The 17,445-nt window shown below is 59.9% G+C and carries 18 protein-coding genes; 9 read left to right on the top strand and 9 right to left on the bottom strand.

From position 1 onward, the window contains the following. Nucleotides 1-8: 8 nt before the first annotated feature. The 8 genes from K1X75_16180 to K1X75_16145 are packed head-to-tail and all read right to left on the bottom strand — an operon-like array spanning nt 9 to nt 7,904. Nucleotides 9-986: a MoxR family ATPase gene (locus K1X75_16180; protein MBX7059603.1), complete on the bottom strand. Its 978-nt coding sequence runs from the start codon at nt 984-986 to the stop codon at nt 9-11. Next, a complete protein-coding gene (locus tag K1X75_16175; protein ID MBX7059602.1) occupies nt 979-2,463 on the bottom strand; it encodes a hypothetical protein in 1,485 nt (494 codons plus the stop codon). The genes K1X75_16180 and K1X75_16175 overlap by 8 nt, the downstream gene beginning before the upstream one ends. Beyond that, a complete protein-coding gene (locus tag K1X75_16170; protein ID MBX7059601.1) occupies nt 2,460-3,239 on the bottom strand; it encodes a DUF4129 domain-containing protein in 780 nt (259 codons plus the stop codon). Before K1X75_16170 ends, K1X75_16175 begins: the two co-directional genes overlap by 4 nt. Beyond that, the gene (locus K1X75_16165) at nt 3,236-4,153 is read right to left on the bottom strand and encodes a hypothetical protein (GenBank protein ID MBX7059600.1); all 918 of its coding nucleotides are present in this window, start codon (nt 4,151-4,153) and stop codon (nt 3,236-3,238) included. Before K1X75_16165 ends, K1X75_16170 begins: the two co-directional genes overlap by 4 nt. Then, nucleotides 4,140-5,132, bottom strand: coding sequence for a stage II sporulation protein M (locus K1X75_16160; protein ID MBX7059599.1), 993 nt, complete (start codon nt 5,130-5,132; stop codon nt 4,140-4,142). The genes K1X75_16165 and K1X75_16160 overlap by 14 nt, the downstream gene beginning before the upstream one ends. Continuing rightward, a complete protein-coding gene (locus tag K1X75_16155) occupies nt 5,129-6,010 on the bottom strand; it encodes an RDD family protein (GenBank protein MBX7059598.1) in 882 nt (293 codons plus the stop codon). Before K1X75_16155 ends, K1X75_16160 begins: the two co-directional genes overlap by 4 nt. A 1-nt stretch (nt 6,011) precedes the next feature. Next, nucleotides 6,012-6,509: a pantetheine-phosphate adenylyltransferase gene (gene coaD, locus K1X75_16150; GenBank protein ID MBX7059597.1), complete on the bottom strand. Its 498-nt coding sequence runs from the start codon at nt 6,507-6,509 to the stop codon at nt 6,012-6,014. Between the two features lie 18 nt (nt 6,510-6,527). After that, nucleotides 6,528-7,904 (bottom strand): MFS transporter, encoded by a 1,377-nt coding sequence (locus K1X75_16145; GenBank protein MBX7059596.1) that lies wholly within the window; start codon nt 7,902-7,904, stop codon nt 6,528-6,530. Nucleotides 7,905-8,076: 172 nt separating this feature from the next. On the opposite strand from K1X75_16145, the gene lipA reads away from it, so the two are divergent. The 8 genes from lipA (at nt 8,077) to K1X75_16105 (ending at nt 15,596) form a co-directional block, all read left to right on the top strand. Continuing rightward, nucleotides 8,077-8,991, top strand: a complete 915-nt coding sequence (gene lipA, locus K1X75_16140; GenBank protein MBX7059595.1) for a lipoyl synthase — start codon at nt 8,077-8,079, stop codon at nt 8,989-8,991. 50 nt (nt 8,992-9,041) lie between these two features. Then, nucleotides 9,042-9,704, top strand: a complete 663-nt coding sequence (locus K1X75_16135) for a DUF1566 domain-containing protein (GenBank protein MBX7059594.1) — start codon at nt 9,042-9,044, stop codon at nt 9,702-9,704. A gap of 27 nt (nt 9,705-9,731) precedes the next feature. Beyond that, nucleotides 9,732-10,034, top strand: a complete 303-nt coding sequence (locus K1X75_16130; protein MBX7059593.1) for a hypothetical protein — start codon at nt 9,732-9,734, stop codon at nt 10,032-10,034. Then, complete coding sequence (locus K1X75_16125) at nt 10,031-10,858, top strand: hypothetical protein (protein ID MBX7059592.1); 828 nt, start codon at nt 10,031-10,033, stop codon at nt 10,856-10,858. Before K1X75_16130 ends, K1X75_16125 begins: the two co-directional genes overlap by 4 nt. Before the next feature lie 14 nt (nt 10,859-10,872). Continuing rightward, nucleotides 10,873-11,487: a hypothetical protein gene (locus K1X75_16120; GenBank protein MBX7059591.1), complete on the top strand. Its 615-nt coding sequence runs from the start codon at nt 10,873-10,875 to the stop codon at nt 11,485-11,487. An 87-nt stretch (nt 11,488-11,574) separates the two neighbouring features. Beyond that, complete coding sequence (locus K1X75_16115) at nt 11,575-12,372, top strand: hypothetical protein (GenBank protein ID MBX7059590.1); 798 nt, start codon at nt 11,575-11,577, stop codon at nt 12,370-12,372. Between the two features lie 95 nt (nt 12,373-12,467). After that, the gene (locus K1X75_16110; GenBank protein MBX7059589.1) at nt 12,468-14,132 is read left to right on the top strand and encodes an FAD-binding dehydrogenase; all 1,665 of its coding nucleotides are present in this window, start codon (nt 12,468-12,470) and stop codon (nt 14,130-14,132) included. Nucleotides 14,133-14,228: 96 nt separating this feature from the next. Then, nucleotides 14,229-15,596, top strand: a complete 1,368-nt coding sequence (locus tag K1X75_16105; GenBank protein ID MBX7059588.1) for a hypothetical protein — start codon at nt 14,229-14,231, stop codon at nt 15,594-15,596. 22 nt (nt 15,597-15,618) lie between these two features. Here K1X75_16105 and K1X75_16100 read toward each other — a convergent pair whose 3' ends face one another. Then, complete coding sequence (locus K1X75_16100; GenBank protein ID MBX7059587.1) at nt 15,619-16,059, bottom strand: hypothetical protein; 441 nt, start codon at nt 16,057-16,059, stop codon at nt 15,619-15,621. A gap of 109 nt (nt 16,060-16,168) precedes the next feature. Between K1X75_16100 and K1X75_16095 the strand changes: the two genes are divergently transcribed. Beyond that, nucleotides 16,169-17,445, top strand: a 1,277-nt coding sequence (locus K1X75_16095) for an MATE family efflux transporter (GenBank protein ID MBX7059586.1), incomplete at its 3' end; no start/stop codon positions are given.

Raw genomic sequence — 17,445 nt, 5'->3', positions numbered from 1 at the left:
GAGTTGCCTCAGCCGGCGCGCACTGGCGCTTCGACCGCCCGCAGGATTTCGCCTATGACTTCGTCGGCGCTGCGACCTTCGACCTCGGCCTCCGGAGTCAGGGTGATGCGGTGCCGCAGAGCGGGCGGCGTCAGTCGTTTGACGTCGTCGGGAATAACGAAATCTCTTCCCTCCATCAAGGCCAGCGCGCGGGCTGTCTTGAGCAGGGCGATGCCGGCGCGCGGCGATCCGCCCAGATAGATATCGCGTCTTTCGCGCGTGGCGCGCACCAGCCGATTGATATAGTCCAGTATAGCATCATCCAGGCGCACCTGGGCGACCGCCGAAATGCAGGCCAGAGTGCGCTGCGGATCGAGAGCGGCCTGGATGGAGTCTACTTCGTCGAAGCGCTCTGTTCCTGCGTGCAGGCGCAGGATCTCCAGCTCCTCCTTCTCTTCCGGATACTGAATCAGGAGCTTCAACAAAAAGCGATCCAGCTGCGCCTCCGGCAAGGAGTAGGTCCCTTCGGATTCTACCGGATTCTGGGTAGCCAGCGTCAGAAAGGGCGCATCAATATTGTAGCGACGGTTATCAATTGTGACCTGCCGCTCCTGCATGATCTCCAGCAGCGCCGAGTGCGTCTTGGCCGGCGCGCGATTGATTTCATCGGCCAGCAGCAGGTTGGTGAAAACCGGCCCGCGTACAAAGACAAACTTCTGGTCCTTCTGATTGAAAATGTGCGAGCCGGTAATATCGGAAGGCATCAGGTCCGGCGTAAACTGGATGCGCGAAAAGGTGCAACCAAGCGCCTTGCCCAGCGCGCGAACCAGCAGCGTCTTGCCCAGCCCCGGAACGCCTTCGATCAGTACGTGGCCCGCAGCAAAAAGTGCAGCCAGTACGCCTGTTACCAGCTCTTCCTGGCCGACGAAGACGCGACTGACCTCGGCGCGCAGCCTCTGGATATCCTCCGCGGCCTGGTGGCGATCGATTTGGGGCGTGTTAGACATAGGGATTCTTCTCCGCAGGCGCTGTGGCCGCATTCGTATTTTGATTCGGTTCCGAAGTTGACGCGGTCTTCGCTTCAGGCAGGGGGCCAAAGAGCGAGTCGGCCAGCGGCTTCAAGTCCTGATTGAAATGTCGCTTACGATACAATAGCAGCGGTTCGAGGGCGCTGCGACGATCGCGTGTTCGCGACAGACGGGCGCCCAACGCTCGAATGTGTTCCATGAATTCGCGCCGCCCGGCCGAAGGATTCTCCAGCGGCCGCTGCTTGTGCGGCCAGCGCGAAATAAGATAGAGCAGCAGCAGCGCAGCAAAGTGGATGAAAATCAAATTCAAGGGATAGACCGTAAGGAATCGCAAGAGGCCAATTTCATTTTCTGCGGCGCGGTGCACCGGCGTCAGGCCGCTGCGTACAATAGCCGCCACAGGCTTGCGGCCTTCGCGCAGCGCTGCGCGACTCGCATAGCGAATCAAGTCGCGGGCCATGCGCCGGTTTTGCTTGTGCACCATCCAGAAATTCAGGAAGGGCTCGGTGTTGTAGATCAGCAGCAGCTGCGCCTGCTCGAAGTGGAATTCGCGTATCAGCGGACGACCATGAGCATCGGCAAGAACGCTGTGCGCCAGCAGCGCCTCGCCCGTTACATGCAAAGCCGGTACGCCGGAGGGGCCAACGTGCTGAGGCCATGGCGGCGGCGCTGCGGAAAAGATGTCTTCACTGTAAGAGCCTGGCGCAGCGCTGCGGCCGAACTCGTCGATCATGCGAGTGGTATTGAAGGGAACGCTCTGTCGGTCATGCTCGGATCGGAACTGCATTGCCAGTTCTTGCCTGAGCTGGCAGTAGGCGGCTTGTGGTTCGGTTTGCCCCATCTGGCTGTGCAGCAACTCCCACATCGGCGCGGTTGCATCCGTGTCCCGCACAAAGTAGAGCACCGTCTTTGTTCGCTCGTCAGCCATGACATCGCCCTGGTCTTCGTCCTGATCGGTCGCATCATCGCCGTCCGCGGATGAATCAGGAGCTACGGGCGCCTCTTCTGCTATCTCGCTCTCCTCCTCGTCCTCCGGGCTCTGCTGCTCGTCGTCGCCGGGTTCAACGCTTTCTTCGTCCGGGGAATCTTCGGCAGCGTCTTCAAATTGTTCCGGATTGCGCGCACGCTTCTTCATTTCGGCTACGCTGGATCGCTGCAGCCACGCTTCCATGTACAGGTAATATTGCGGCGACTCATCGGGATCGCGCTCCAGGTAGACAATAACATCCGCCTCGCGCCGCATCCTTCGGGTCAGATAGGCGCCTTCGATTACATCGTCCGATGATGCCTTGATCTCGGCGACAATTGCGTCAAAGCCGTTGACGCTTTCGGCGCCCAGCGTTCCATAGCTGGTTGCTGGCGAGCCATCGCCACAGCCAAAAGCAGGCGCCAGCAGCAGGCACAGCAGCAGACGCAATAGAGCGCGGCGTCCCGATAGCATTTGCGGCGAAATCATGGCAGCTGTGGCTCCAGTTGCGACCACAATTGGCGCAGATCAATATCGGGCGGCGCCAGGCCGCCGTAGCGAGCGTATTCGAAACAGCGCAGGCAATGGCGCAGGGGCTCAAACAGTTCCGGCTTCGCGACGGCCAGCGGCGAGCGCCGCGCGTCGTTCAGATACTCGCGCGCCGTGTTTTCCTTTTTTTCCTGGATCCAGCCAGCCTGTTCCAGGAGCGCCAACGCCAGAAGAAACATCAGCAGGGCAGCGCTCAAACGGTCCTGTTGCTCCAGCGCCTGATCGAGCAGACTGCGCAGGCGGGCAATGGTCAGCGGCTCTTCCATGCCTCCGTGGGCCGCGATCCAATCAGGCAGCGCGCCGTGCTCGACCCTGGCCAGTTCATCGGCTTCGTCCGCCGGGCCGCTGTTGCGTTCCCGCCAGACGCGCAGCAGCAGCGCAATGACCAGCGCCAGCACCACCGCGATGGCAAGAACCAGCAGGCCCTGAAACAGCGACAGACCAAGACCGCCGGGCGCCGGCGCCATTTGCTGATCTCTGGATTGATTGCAGCCTTCGCGCTGCGCTGGCGGTTCAATATCCTCGGGTGCGTACTTGTGATAATCATCCGGGCCATACTCGTACCACTCAGAACCCTGCAAGGCCTCGCGAGTAGCATCCTGGGCCAGCAAAGCGGCGCCGTGGGCTAAGGGCCAGCCTACGGCCAGCGCCAGGATCAGTCCGCGCCCCAGTTGTCGAAGCAAATCATGGAGGAGGCCTGGGCTACGGACGCTCATCGTCGACTGACGGCCTCTTCCGTATCGCGCACACCCCGAATCAGCCCCAGCTCCAGATCCCAGCCCTCGCGCAAGGAACGTGAATCTATATAGTAGAGAAAACGAGCCGTGCAGTGGTAGGCAAAGAAAATGAACAGTAGCAATTGCATCGGCGGCGAAAGCGGAACAAAGCTTGCATCCAGCCACCAATGGCGACCATGAAACTCCAGACCCTCCAGCGCAAAGTTCCAGCTCAAACTTACAGCGCTCATTGCCAGAAATAGCAGACTGAGCTCCAGCAGCCGAAAGCCCAGGCTGCGATCGGCATTGCCTGCGGCCAGTGTGCGCATCCTGCGGCGCATCAGCGGACGCTCCAGTCGCTCCAGGGCCAGGACCTCGCCGCGAAAAATCTGACTGAGCAGGGCGCGCCAACCTGCAACCAGCGCGACAAGGCCAATGGCAACTTCCAGCGCCATGTAGCCGCCAAGGTCCGCATCGTGCCAGTAGCGATGCAACACATGGATCATTACAAAGGGCGCTGCAAACAAGGCTGCCAGGCTGCCGCGCCAGAAAAGCTGATGGTATGCAAACTGCGGCAAGAGCGCCACGGCTTCCCGAAAGATCTGACCAGGCCGCAACTCTTCTTCAAATAACAAGCGACCATTGATCAAAGTGAGCGGCAAGGAAAGCAACTGCATCTGCTGGAACAGGATCCACGGCAACAGCCAGCTCAGCCAGTGCCACCACTCCAGTCCGTCGTCGGGATCGGCGAACAATGACATCAGCGCGGTATTGGCCGCTACACAGACAAGGGCAAAAGGTAGAGTGAATGTAAGGAAGGGACCCGGTCGACGCATCACGACCAGCACCGCAAAATCAAATATCTCCAGCATCCGTCGCGGGCGCAGTTCGTACTGAATATTACGAATGTCCATCAAGCTCCCGCTTGCGCAAGATACGCATGGCCATGCGGCCAATGACGCCAAAGTAGGCGATCATCATGACCAGGCACAGACCGCCCACGCTGCACTTCAGCCATAGCGGAAGTTCAGCCGGGGCCAGCGAAGCTTCCAGTCCGGCGGCCAGAAAGAGCAGAATACAGGCGGCAAAAACCGCCGGCGTCGAAGCGCGCGCCTCCTCGCGCAACGCTCGCAAGCGGGCGCGGCCGCGCGCCGCGACCCAGGAAAAGCCGACGCGCATCCCGGCGCCGGCGGCAATGGCAATGGCCGTTAACTCGAAAGGGCCGTGCCCTGGAATCCACGACAGGATGTTGTCGCGCGCCGGACTGCTCAACAGAAAACCAATTGCCGCGCCGATGTGCACGGAATTGAACAGGGTAAGAAAGAGCGACAGGACGCCGCCCAGGATGCCAACGCTGAACATCAATAGCGCAATCGATGTATTATTGTAGATGTACATACCGGTTCCGGCGAGGGCCTGGGCCGCAGAGGGATCCTTGTGCGAGTCGGAGTGCATCTCTACATACGATTCCATATCCGCTTCGCCGAGGATGCTGGCCGCAAAGCTGCGCGAATGATAGGAAGCGACGCCGCAAAAGATCATCGGCAGAAAAAAAGCAAGCAAACTCAAGCGGATGTAGCGATCGCCATAAATAGCCGCCGGGATGCGCAAAAAAAACAGATCGCGAATCGCTTCGATGCGCTTGCGGCGCACGGTGTAAAGTGCGGCATGGGAACGCGATACCAGATCTTCCAGGTAGAGCTGGATCTCGCGCGACAGCCGATTGGCATCGGCCAGGCTGAGGTCCGTACAGACAACGCGGTAGAGACGCGAGAAGGATAACAATTCGCCAGCGCTCAGCATCAGGTCGGGAGCGCCCTCGACGCGGCGCAGCAACCCTTCCAATCGACGCCAGTCGGCCAGCCGACGCTCGACAAACTGCGCCGGGATCATAGCTTTGCTCCCAGCTGTTGCAGCGGCGACCGGCCAGCCGTAAGTTGCAGCGATGCGGCGGCCTCGCGTGAAAGTCGGAACATTCGCGTCTGCGCGGCGATCAGCAGATCGACGGCATCGCAGGGAATCTGCGTCGCGCCAAAGATGCGTCGCAACTCCGGTTCGACAGCACGCGCAATCTCCGCGGCCCGATCGGGATGCAGACGCGAGCGGCGATGCACGAAGTCATTCAAGGCCTGGGCCAGCGTGGGCGAAGGAAGGATGCGCGGGTTGAGTCGTTCGGCCAGCGACTCGATATGCGCTGGCGGCGGCGGCGGTGAAAAAATGACGTCGCGCTTCCGATCGCGGATTACAATCGTCCCTGCGCTGAGATCGCCCAGGCGCTGGAAAGTGCGCGCGTTCAGGATCATAGCAAGAGCGCCTGCGGCATAAATAGGGATAATCTGCCCGCCGCCCACGAAGAGTTTTGCCGGCATCATGTCCGCCACGCGCAGCAAATTGCGCAACGCGGTCTGCGAAAAGCGCAGCGCACTGCCATCGAGCGAGACCACGCGCAATCCCAGCGCCAGCTTTCCAACGGTTCGACCGCGCGTGAACCATTCCATCAGCACGAAGTAGAACCAGTTGAAGGCGAAGAGCGCCATCAGGATCAAAAAGATCAGCAATGCAGAGCCGCTTTCGAAGGCGGCCAGACCGCTGATGCCAAAAATGACCAGCAGTCCCAGAATGATCAGCAGCAGCCCGCCAGTCAGAACAAATTGATCGATGAGCGCTGCGACAAATCGCGTCGCCGGTCCGGCCAGGGCATGGCGAAAGACAATGTACTCCGGCGCCGGCGTTTCCAGGGCGGTGTCAAGCTGGCGTCGGGAAGCCTCCACCTCAGATCTGCGCCTCGCCGTGGCCAAACTTTTTGAGTAGCGCGGCGCTTACGCTTGGCGGGCAGAAGTTCTCAACCGAGCGGCCGTAACGTGCGAACTCCTTCACGATGGTGCTGGAGAGATAGGAGAATTCGCCGGATGCCAGCAGAAAGACGGTCTCCGCCGCGGGGAAGACCTCCTGATTCATCTGAAACATCGCGTATTCGTAGTCAAAGTCGGTTACGGCTCGGATGCCGCGCACAATGGCAGTGGCCCCGGACTGGCGCGCAAAGTCCACCAGCAGTCCCTCAAAGGTAACAGCCTCGACATTGGCGATGTTGCCGACCACGCTGCGAATCAACTCGACGCGCTCCTGGTAGGTGAACAGGCCGCTCTTCGAGGAATTGGCGGCTACGGCGACCAGCAGGCGGTCGAAGATGCGACTGGCGCGGCTGATAATGTCGACATGGCCGTTGGTAATCGGATCAAAAGAGCCGGGGTAAATTGCAAGTCGAGTCACGTGGCTGAAAATCCTGGCTCAAGATTCTGGCTTCTGCAACTCTGCAGTTTCCGCCAGCAGCTTCTTTTCGTTCATGCCAAAAAACAAGGCAAAGGCCAACGCACAAAGTGCGACTCCGGCCAGGCCGCTGTAACGCAGCCCCAGATCATTTCCACGATCAATGCCGAATTGCGTCAGGATGGCAAAGACAAAGATGCCGAGGGTCTGGCCCATCTTCTGCATGAAAGTGCGCGCGGCATAGAACATACCCTCCTGGCGTACGCCCTCCTTGAGCGCGCTGTGTTCGGCAATATCGGCCAGAATGGCGTTGGGCAACACGCCCAGAAAGGCGATGGGCAGCGCCGCCAGAACGACCAGGGCGTAGGCCTGCGCTTCGGGCGACGCCGGCAAGCGACCCAGGTTGTAGATAAAGGCAAACACGGCGGCAAACCACAGAAATGAAATCAAAACCAGCGGGCGCTTGCCAAAGCGACCGGCCAGAAAATAGACCAGGGCATAGAATGCAAAGGAAATGGCGATCATGACCGTCATCAGCAGGCCGACATTTGCTTCGGACATGCCAAGCATCACCGGCAGGTAGTATGCCAGGCCAGTCATGATGATCGTCAAGCCCATGAAGTAGGCGAAGTCGGCTGCGGTGTAGTGCAAGAAGTTGCGATTCTTGAAGGTGCGTACGAGCGCCGGCAGCAGGGCCGAACTGGAGGGCTCGGCCTTGCTGTAGCGCCGCTCATCAATGGTCAGGACTGGAACAAACATCAGCGCTGCGGCGATGGCGGCCAGGAGGCCGATGGCGATCTGCCGGGCCTGCAGCGGATCCATACCGCCTTCAATCATGGGATTCCAGATGGAAGCAGCCTGTGAGGCGACGATGATGCCCAGTGCGTAGGTAACGGAAATCCAGGTCGAAAGCTTCAAACGTTCGGCAGGCGTATGACCGAATTCGGCAATCAGCGCAAAGTAGGGCGTTACATAGATTGTCAGAAAGAGAAAAAAGCCCAGCAGCATCATACAGAGCCAGACGATGTTGGCGATGGTCGGCTGTCGATCGGGCGGCATGAATGATAGCGTCAGAAAGACGGCCGCCGGCAAAGCTGCAATTTTCATGAAGGGGATCCGACGCCCGCGCGGATTCTTGCTGCGATCGCTGAGGCTGGCAATCAAGGGATCGGTGATTGCATCCCACAGTCGCGAGGCCGCGGCGATGATGGCAATTGCATTGAGCACCGCCAGGAATGTGATGCGCGTGATCAACGACGGCATGTTGTCTTCTTCTGTTGGTATGTAAAACTTCACCTGCCAGAAGCCAATGATATTGACCAGCGTGCTCCAGCCAAGCTGCCCGATGGCGTAGCTGAGTTGTTTTGATAGAGGAAGTGTCTCCGCCTGCTGCGCCATGCCGCTTTGCTCCAATGCTTTGCTTCAGGAAAGCGCTGGCAAGCTGGCTTCGCCTTGCGGGGCGGCAAAGTAATTTCCGCAAATCCGGGAGCCGACGGGGCCAGGGCGGATCGTCATGACGCGGCGCAAAAAAGGCTTGAAGCAGGTTCTGCGGCGCCCGAGCTTTCTGGTCGTGAAGTACGCGCAATCAACGCCGCCGGCGCCGCCGGCCTGGATGAAGGTGCGGCTGCGCATGGCCGTGGGCGAAGTCGATCCGGCAACACAATTGAAACAAATTGTGGATGGCGCCCGGCTGAGTACTGTCTGCCAGGAAGCCTCCTGCCCCAATCTCGGCCATTGCTGGGCGCAGGGCTCCGCCACTTTCATGATCATGGGCGAGCGTTGCACTCGACGCTGTGGCTTTTGCGATATTGCCACCGGAAAGCCGCTGCCGCTTGAGGCTGATGAGCCAGAGCGCCTGGCCCAGACCGTGGCGCGGCTGGGACTGCGCCACGTTGTGATAACGTCCGTCGATCGCGACGATCTGCCGGATTGTGGGAGCGCGCACTTTGCCGCAGTGATTGCCGCCGTGCGCAGGCTCAACCCCGGGCTCATTGTAGAAACGCTGATCCCCGATTTTCGCGCGCGGCTGGAAAATCTGGAGCGGATCTGGCTGGCAGCCCCGGACATCGTGAATCACAATGTGGAAACGGTCCCCGAGCTCTACCGCAGCATCTGCCCGCAGTCCAATTACGAGCATTCCTTGCGCACCTTACAGCTCAGCGCCGAACGCGGCTTTCTGACCAAAAGCGGCATCATTCTGGGCCTGGGCGAAACAGAGCCGCAGGTTCGCACAGTGATCGAGGATCTGGCGGCGGCAGGGACGACCATGCTTACCATTGGCCAGTATCTACAGCCCAGCCGTGATCACGCCCCCTTGCTGGAATATGCGCCGCTGGAGCGCTTTGCGGCTCTCCGCGACCATGCGCTGCAGCAGGGCTTTCTGCATGTCGAGGCCGGACCCCTGGTGCGCAGTTCCTACCACGCCGGCGATAGCTTCGAAAAGCTGCGCGAGGCCCTGAAAAAACGGAAAGCCGGGCGGCCCTGAGGCGTCGTCTAATTGAGAGGGCCCCCATCTGGCGGCCTGGTCTGGAAGCAATGCTTGCCCGATTTTACAGCAACGTCGATACTTGGAACATGAGCCTGAAGCGCATGGCGACTCTGGCGGCGGCCTTGGTCCTGGTTGTGGCGGCCGCGGCCTCCTGTAAGTCCGAAGAGGACGAGGACTGGCTGGGTCTCTTGCTATCCTCCAGCGGCGTCACCGATAACTACAATGGCACTGTGAACCAGGTGATTGGCACAGGAACCTTCAGCTGGATGAAGTGTACCCAGGGCCAGGCCTGGAATGCAGCCCTGAACAATTGCGCCGGCACAGGATCGGGAACGGTCTATGGCGCAACCAGTTTGGCCTTCTGTACTGTCATCACCGGCGGCGCGTCCTACTGCACTACCAACGAAGGCGTGGCCAATTCCGGTCCTGCTTACGATAGCTGCTCCAATCTGGTGTTTGCCGGACAGAGCGACTGGCGGCTGCCAACCCAGGGCGAACTGGCCTCGCTGGCGGCCTTTTCCTCGCGCAGCGCACTGCTCTATACCTTTCCGCAGACGCCTGACGATAAGTACTTCTGGACGGGCAGCGCCAATACCACCGACACCGACGGCACTTCGGCGTGGTCGATCAGCTTTGCCGAAAACACCTTCGGCGATCAACTGGCTGCCGAAAAGGATACGCCGCGCTACGTCCGCTGCATCCGTCCCTGACGGCGGCAGCGCTGCGATGTTTCAAGCGTGAAGGATCCCCGCCAAGACCGGGCCCTGGCCCTCACGCTGTTTCATGCCCTGCGCCATGAGCTATCAACCATTGATGACGAATTGAGCCCCGAGACGGCGCGCTCGCTGCTGTTGCGGGCCATCAATTTTCTGCCGGGTATTCAGGTCGTCGAAGGCCCGCGCAAGAATCTGTTGCTCTTGCAACCGGAGAATGGTCCTGCCGTCGCCTTGAACGTCCAGGACGCGCTGGATTCGTTGCGCCTTGTCTGGCGCGAATACATGCGCATGGAAGAGCGCGCTGCGCGGGAGCAGGCTCGATGAAGTCGCATCGACTGCTGCTTACGCTGCTGGCGCTGGCGCTGCTGGCACTGGCCATTGTCTTTGGCGTAATCTATCTTCGATTGCAACAGCCCCGGCCTCGCGGCGCTGCTGATCAGCGCGCCGAAGCGCTGGCGCGTTCCATTGAAATTGCAACCGGCGCCGACCATTTGTCGAGCGTGGCGGCATTGCGCTTTCATTTCGGACCGGCGGATCGTCGCCACCTTTATGATCTGCATCGCCGACTGGCCGAGGTCCGCTACCAGGATGCCGAGCAGCCAATGCGCGTCCAGTTTTCCCTGCGCGATCTGCACGGCCGCGCCTGGCGCGCCGGACGCCGGCTGGAAAATACTGAGGACATACGAACTGCTGTTCGCGCCGCCTACCGCGCCTTCACCAACGATTATTTCTGGCTGCTGCCTTTTACGCAATTGCGCGCTCCGGGGGCGCAGCGTGAGTTCATCGGCCAACGCGCGCTGGCAATTCACTACCCCAGCGGCGGCGTTACTCCGGGAGATTCGTACTTGATTGTCACCGACGAGAAGGGTTTGCCGCAGCGCTGGCAAATGTGGGTCAGCGCCATTCGTGCGCCGGGCATGGAATTTCGGCTCAGCCAGTGGCGAACGGTGCATGGGTTGCGCTTCTGCACCAGCTATGAGGGCGCCGGGCGCCAGGTGCAGCTTGATGAGATTGAGATTTTCGATCGATTTCCGGCCGTCGGACAGGTCGATCCCTTTGAATCCTTGTTGTCCGAGAAGGGCGTTACAAGGCTCTGGACGACAGGGCGCCTGGCTGATGGCGCAAGCTCGACGCAGAATCAGGACTGACCTGGAGTAGGCTTATGGAAATTGTTCAGGCCATTGTCTGGATTGTTCTTTTCTCCGTGTGCGGCGGCGTTGCTTTTTTTCTGGATTACTGGCTGCGGCTCTTCCAGCAAAAGGACAGCTACGAACGCGACGAGCTGCTTGATTTCACTGCAATATTGCGCCGTGAATTTGAGATCCTCACCGTGCGCGGCGAGGCCGGCCTGAATTACCTGGCGCTGGCGGCTGGCGTCGGCGGCGGGTGGACCCTGACCCTGCTGGGCGGTCTGCTATCCCCGGACCAGGTGGCGCTGGTCCCCGACCACGGCGAAAACCAGGTCCCCAACTACTTCTTTCAGTCCTTTCTCTTCGTTGGCGTGTTGCACGCTATCTGGCCCTCGCTGCGCGACTTTGCCATCGATCGCGGCGGCCCCGACGGATTGCTGGCCAGACTGCTCGAATCGGAGACGCCCTTCTTCTTTGGCATTTGCTGCTGTCTGGCGGCAATGTCGCTGACGATGTGGGGTGTGTACCACGAAATGAGCTTTCTTTTCAGCGCCGCCAACGCCATAGTCTGTATCGGTTACGCCCTCTACCGGCTACGACAGGCCGCCAGCGGCGGAGATTACGAGCAGGAAGACGGAGACTATTGAATGAAGCCGCTGCCGGCGGGACATCGGCCGGCCAGGAGTCGGTAAAGGACTCTAATCCCCTCATCGAAGAGGACCGACATGTATAGCATGTACTTTCGTCGCAGCCTTCTGGCAACGCTTCTGGTATTCGTCGCCGGTCTGAGCGCGCAATCCATGGATGAAGGCCCGGCGTCCGATGAACAGGCCATGGCCGGCGATCCCGCTGCCGCGGCCATGGGCGGCGACGACCAGCAGTTCTTTGGCGAAGCCGGTACGCAAAGTATCGACGCCAGCTCCGTTTTGCTGGCCCAGGCCGGGGCCAATCAGCCAACGCCCATGCAGCCGGCGCAAACCACGCTGCGCGGTTTTGCCGAAACGCCCTGGCGCAGCACCTTTTCCGAAGTGAAAGCACGCCTGCGCGCCCTGGCCACGGCGCAAAACGCTGTGGAGCGCGTCGAAATCCTGAACGAAGTGCGCAACGATTACATTCTGGTGCGACGCAATGACATCGAATACCGCTACAGCTTCTACAAGACGCCTTACGAGGTGAAGCGCATTGCCGATCACCAGCTGAGCATGGAACAGTGGGACGAGGAAGAGGCGATTCTCTTCCATGTTAAAGTAATACTGCCCTTCATCGAAGCCTCCTTGATCAACGGCAAGATCGAAGCAATCTATGGTCGTCGCACGAACTCCACGGTAGATGAGCGCACAGGCATGGGCGCAGCCATCTGGTCGCTCGATGGCGGCTTTGTCTTCCAGTGGTACGAGCCCTATCGCCGCCGGCCTTTCACACGCAGCATTGACTTTCTGAGCAAGGAACTGGCCGAGCAGATTATGGCCGAATACGCCGACTACTTTGATGCGCGTGAAAAATCACTGCTGCGCGACCTGCTCCTGCGCTAATCAGTCTTCGCCGGCGCCAAAGCCTGCGTCGTTTTCCAGTCGCAAAGCTCGTTCCAAAGGCTTGACTTCCTGAAGAGAGCGCCCTGGCTTCAGTCATGGCGGAACAAGCGGATGCGATCATCGTTGGCGGGGGTCTGGCCGGCCTGGCTGCGGCGGCCGAACTGGGCGACGCCGGCAAGAAGGTCATCATCGTTGAACAGGAAGGCGAGAACTCGCTGGGCGGACAGGCCTTCTGGTCGCTGGGCGGACTGTTCCTGGTGGACAGTCCCGAGCAACGGCGGATGGGCATTCGCGATAGCCGCGAACTGGCGCTGCAGGACTGGCTGGGCTCGGCGCAGTTCGATCGAGCAGAGGACCATTGGCCGCGCACGGTGGCGGAGGCCTTTGTCGATTTTGCCGCCGGCGAAATGCGCCCGTGGCTTCATAAGATGGGCATGCGCTGGTTTCCGGTGGTCGGCTGGGCGGAGCGCGGCGGCGCGCTGGCCGATGGCCATGGCAATTCCGTGCCGCGCTTTCATGTCACTTGGGGCATTGGTCCTGGCGTGGTGGCGCCCTTCGAGCGACGGGTGCGCGAACACGTCGCCCGCGGCCTGATCCAGCTGCGCTGCCGCCATCAGGTCAGCCAGATCCTTCGCAACAACGGGCGCATCAGCGGCGTATCCGGCGAAGTGCTGGAGGAATCTAAAGTAAATCGGGGCGAGCAATCGAGCCGCACGGTCATCGGTCAGTTTGAATTTCAAGCATCAACGGTTATTGTCACTTCCGGCGGCATCGGCGGGAATCACGAGCTGGTGCGTAAGAACTGGCCTGTAGATCGCCTGGGGCCGGCCCCCAAATCGATGATCTCCGGCGTTCCGCATCATGTGGACGGCCGAATGGTGGCCATCTCGCGTTCGGCCGGCGCCGCCACGATCAATGAAGATCGTATGTGGCACTATACAGAAGGAATCAAGAACTGGAATTCGATCTGGCCCAACCACGGCATCCGCATCCTTCCCGGCCCCTCGTCCATGTGGTTCGACGCTCTCGGGCAGCGACTGCCGCCGCCCTATCTGCCGGGCTTTGATACGCTGGGAACGCTGCGCCAGATACTTTCCACGGGATACGACTACTCCTGGTTTGTACTGACTCAAGCCATCATCTCCAGAGAGTTCGCGCTTTCCGGTTCGGAACAGAATCCGGATCTGGCCTCGGCCAGCTGGATGCAGGTCATTCGAAGCCGTCTGGGGGCTCGCGGTCGGGCGCCGGGACCGGTGGAAGCCTTCAAAGAGCACGGGGTCGACTTTATTGTGAAGAACGACCTTGGCGAACTGGTGCAGGGCATGAACGCGTTGAGCGGAGAGAACCTGATCGATCACGAGAAGTTGCGCGCCCAGATTGTCGCCCGCGACCGCGAGCTCGACAATCTCTTCTGCAAAGATGCACAAATCATGGCCATCCGTCAGATGCGTCAGTACCGCGGAGATCGTCTGATCCGCGCCGCCAAGCCGCACCGAATTCTGGACCCCAGCAAGGGACCCTTGATTGCGGTGCGCCTGCATATTGTAACGCGCAAGACCCTGGGCGGTCTGCACACCAATCTTGATTCACAGGTGCTCGATGCAGCGGGCCAGCCGATCGCCGGTCTTTACGCGGCCGGCGAGGTGGCCGGCTTTGGCGGCGGCGGCTACCACGGTTACAACGCGCTGGAGGGCACCTTCCTGGGCGGCTGTATCTTCAGCGGCCGCAATGCCGGCCGCCATGCAGCGCGCTCCAGCTGAGAAGTTGTGCAAGAGCGGCCCCGAAAAGAGGGCTGATTTTTTCTGCTGAGATTGAAAAAATCGACCGCCGCACAGTTGTCAAAGCGGGGGTCTGCTGTGTGTGCAACTCGAGGAGCGACTTATTTCACTTTAGCCATTCTAAGCAGTTTGGTTGGCAGCCGGTGCTTTGACACTACCTGCCATCCGGGCGACGCCCTTTGCTCGCCAGGAGCGCTGTTGCTCTATGCCAACATTTGTGGGAACTATGCCAGCGGTCTTGAATCTGCCGCATCCGGAGGCGGCGTTGGCAACGCAGCCAGCGCAGCAGTCAGTCTGGATGCCGAGGGTCGCTGGCTGACTTTCCAATCGCAAGCCTCTGATCTGGTTGCTGGCGATGCTAACGGACAGGTAGATATCTTTCTGCGCGATCGTAGCACCGGTTCCACGGCGCTCATTTCGCGCGGCCCCGGCGGCGTTCAGGGGGACAGCGTTAGCACAGCGCCCTGGCTCAGCTTTACAGGTCGCTTTGTTACCTTCACCTCCCTCGCAACCACGCTGGTAATCGGCGATACCAACGGACAAAATGACGCATTCCTCTACGATCGGAACACTGGCGCCGTAGAGCGGCTCTCCGTTGCCACCGGAGGCGCCGAAGCAGTTGGCGGCTTCAGTGGCGGCGCGCGAATCAGCGCCGACGGACGCTTTGTAACCTTCTCGTCGATGGCCTCGAATCTTGTCGCCGGGGATACGAACGCTCAGTCGGATGTTTTCCTGCGCGACCGGCTGCTGGGAACGACCGTGCGAATATCGCTGGGACCAGGCGGAGTCGAAAGCAATGGAGGAAGTTTCAATCCAGAGATCAACGCTGATGCGTCAGTCATCGCCTATGAATCCTCAGCCACCAATCTGGTAAGCGGCGACACCAATGGCCAGCAGGATGTTTTCGTATACTATCGCCTCACCGGGCAGACAATCCGCGCCTCACTGCGATTCGATGGCAGCCAGACGACGCAATTATCGACGCTAGAGGACGTTAGCGGCAGTGGACGCTATGCGCTTTTCAGCAGTCTAGATGCAGGCCTGGTTTCAACCGATACGAATGCAGCAAGCGATGTATTTCGTCGCGACTTGATCGCCAATGAAACGATTCGAGTGTCGGTAGGCGCCGGCGGCATTGAAGCTGCCGGCGGATCACAAGATGGTTCTATCGGCTTTGACGGCAACTTAGTTGCCTTTCGCTCCAACGCCGCAAACCTCTTTGCAGGCGACACCAATGGCGTGGGCGATATATTTGTGCACAATATTTCCTCCTCCGTGACCAGTGTCGTGTCGCTTGCGCCCGGCGGCGCCGTGGCAAACGGCCTGAGCAGCCTGCCAGACTTGAGTGCGCGCTGCATTCAGGTCGCCTTTGAGTCTGCTGCAACAAACCTTTTCAGTGGGGACGCAAATGTGGCCAACGACATCTTCAGCGCTGTGGCCCCCTGATGCGTTGACGGAGAACAGCCTATCAGGAATGCTCCATTGCGAGACTGCGGCGCGAGACAGCCAACGCCAGGGCTACTGCTATTGCCGCCAGCGCAGTACAGAACGCAGGCAACGGAAAGAAATAGCGTGCGCTGATTGCGGCCGTGGCGGTCAGGGCCAGAGCGATGAACATTGCAATCAATCTCGCAGTTCTGTCCTGTGTCAGTCGACTTGACAGAACAAAAAGCATGAGCCCGTAAGTCAGCAGTTGCACCATAAGGCAAAGATTGACGCCAAGAAAAATGTCAGCGTAGCTTTGCGGCCGACCAAAGGGCATGGGCACAAGGGTTTCCTGCATCAATTGAAAGGCGGCGGCGACCGCCGGCTGCTCCGCTGGAATGGGCATAAAGGTTCCTGCCGTATGTCCAAGACAGGTAAATAGACTCAGACCGCCGGCAATCCGCATCAACAGGCTTGCTTTCATCAGCGACAGGCGGCGGCAGGCGGCAAAATTGGCAACGCGCAAAAAGCTGCGTCGGAAAAGTTTGGCGGATTCGTCGCGGCTGGCGATCTTAGCCCGGGGCAAAACTATCATGCAGCAAGCAGTTCAATCAGATCCATCCCGCTCCTGGGCCCGGAGCATCTGGCAACAGTTGCTCGATGCACTGCGCGGCAGCGATGCCGACTACACCAGCATCCCGCTCGGTCGCGCCATTCTGCTGCTGGCCACGCCGATGGTCCTGGAATTGATGATGGAGGCGACTTTTGCGTTAGTGGACATTTATTTTGTCGGGCGCATTGGACCCGATGCCCAGGCCGCGGTTGGACTTACCGAGACCTTTCTTTTTGTGCTCTACGCCATCAGCATCGGACTGGCCATGTCGGCCACTGCGATCGTAGCCAGACGCATTGGCGAAAAGCGGCCGGAAGATGCGGCCATAGCCGGCGTGCAGTCCATTCTGCTGGCATTGCTGATCTCTATCCCCTTTTGCTTTCTGGGAGTTTTCTTTGCCCGCGATCTACTGGCTCTGATGGGCGGCAACGACTGGGCGCTGAGCGAGGGCTACCGCTATACGCGCTGGATGCTTGGCGGCAATGCGGTCATTCTGCTGCTGTTTGTCATCAACGCCGTCTTTCGCGGCGCCGGCGATCCAATGATGGCGCTGTGGTCCCTGGCCATAGCCAGCGCACTGAACATCCTGTTTGATCCGCTTTTGATTTTTGGCATTGGCCCTTTTCCGCGTCTGGGAATTGAGGGCGCCGCCGTAGCTACCAACATTGGCCGAGGCAGCGCCGTATTGTTGCAGCTTCTTTTGCTTTTTCGCGGTGGAAAACACCTGCGACTGGCGGCGCGGCATCTGCGTTTTGACGCGGCAGCCTTCTGGAATCTGCTGCGCACCTCGCTTGGCGGCATTGCGCAGATGATCATTGCAACTACGGCGTGGATTTTCCTGATGCGCATTCTATCCAGCGTCGGCGTGGCGGCTGTCGCCGGGGCGACGATAACGCTACGCGTAATGATGTTCAGTCTGATGCCGGCATGGGGAATGTCCAATGCCGCAGCGACGCTGGTCGGCCAGAACCTTGGCGCCGGCCGCGCCGATCGCGCCGAGTCCGCCGTCTGGCGCATTGGTCTGTGCAATACAGTGTTTCTATTAGTGATTTCCATTCTCTTCTATTCGCTGGATCGCTCGATCATCGCATTGTTCAGCGAAGACCCGGCGGTCATTGCCGTTGGCGCGGAATGGTTGCGCATCCTGGCAATCTCCTTCATCGTTTACGGCTGGTGGATGGTCTCCGTCCAGGCTTTCAATGGCGCTGGCGATACGATGACGCCCACTTATATCAATCTGGTCTTCTTCTGGCTGAT

The sequence above is a fragment of the Leptospirales bacterium genome (genome assembly GCA_019694655.1).
Classification (GTDB): domain Bacteria; phylum Spirochaetota; class Leptospiria; order Leptospirales; family Leptonemataceae; genus SSF53.
The sequence above is the reverse complement of the archived record's forward strand: the minus strand, read 5'-3'. Positions and strand labels throughout refer to the sequence as shown.

Bases quoted from the DNA above. Each gene is read 5' to 3' on its own strand.
- K1X75_16145 (MBX7059596.1), bottom strand. From the start codon at position 7,904: ATGGCGCAGCAGGCGGAGACACTTCCTCTATCAAAACAACTCAGCTAC.
- K1X75_16165 (MBX7059600.1), bottom strand. From the start codon at position 4,153: ATGGACATTCGTAATATTCAGTACGAACTGCGCCCGCGACGGATGCTG.
- K1X75_16175 (MBX7059602.1), bottom strand. From the start codon at position 2,463: ATGATTTCGCCGCAAATGCTATCGGGACGCCGCGCTCTATTGCGTCTG.
- K1X75_16115 (MBX7059590.1), top strand. From the start codon at position 11,575: ATGTACTTTCGTCGCAGCCTTCTGGCAACGCTTCTGGTATTCGTCGCC.
- K1X75_16100 (MBX7059587.1), bottom strand. From the start codon at position 16,059: ATGAAAGCAAGCCTGTTGATGCGGATTGCCGGCGGTCTGAGTCTATTT.
- K1X75_16125 (MBX7059592.1), top strand. From the start codon at position 10,031: ATGAAGTCGCATCGACTGCTGCTTACGCTGCTGGCGCTGGCGCTGCTG.
- K1X75_16120 (MBX7059591.1), top strand. From the start codon at position 10,873: ATGGAAATTGTTCAGGCCATTGTCTGGATTGTTCTTTTCTCCGTGTGC.
- K1X75_16110 (MBX7059589.1), top strand. From the start codon at position 12,468: ATGGCGGAACAAGCGGATGCGATCATCGTTGGCGGGGGTCTGGCCGGC.
- K1X75_16180 (MBX7059603.1), bottom strand. From the start codon at position 986: ATGTCTAACACGCCCCAAATCGATCGCCACCAGGCCGCGGAGGATATC.
- K1X75_16160 (MBX7059599.1), bottom strand. From the start codon at position 5,132: ATGATCCCGGCGCAGTTTGTCGAGCGTCGGCTGGCCGACTGGCGTCGA.
- K1X75_16170 (MBX7059601.1), bottom strand. From the start codon at position 3,239: ATGAGCGTCCGTAGCCCAGGCCTCCTCCATGATTTGCTTCGACAACTG.
- K1X75_16135 (MBX7059594.1), top strand. From the start codon at position 9,042: ATGCTTGCCCGATTTTACAGCAACGTCGATACTTGGAACATGAGCCTG.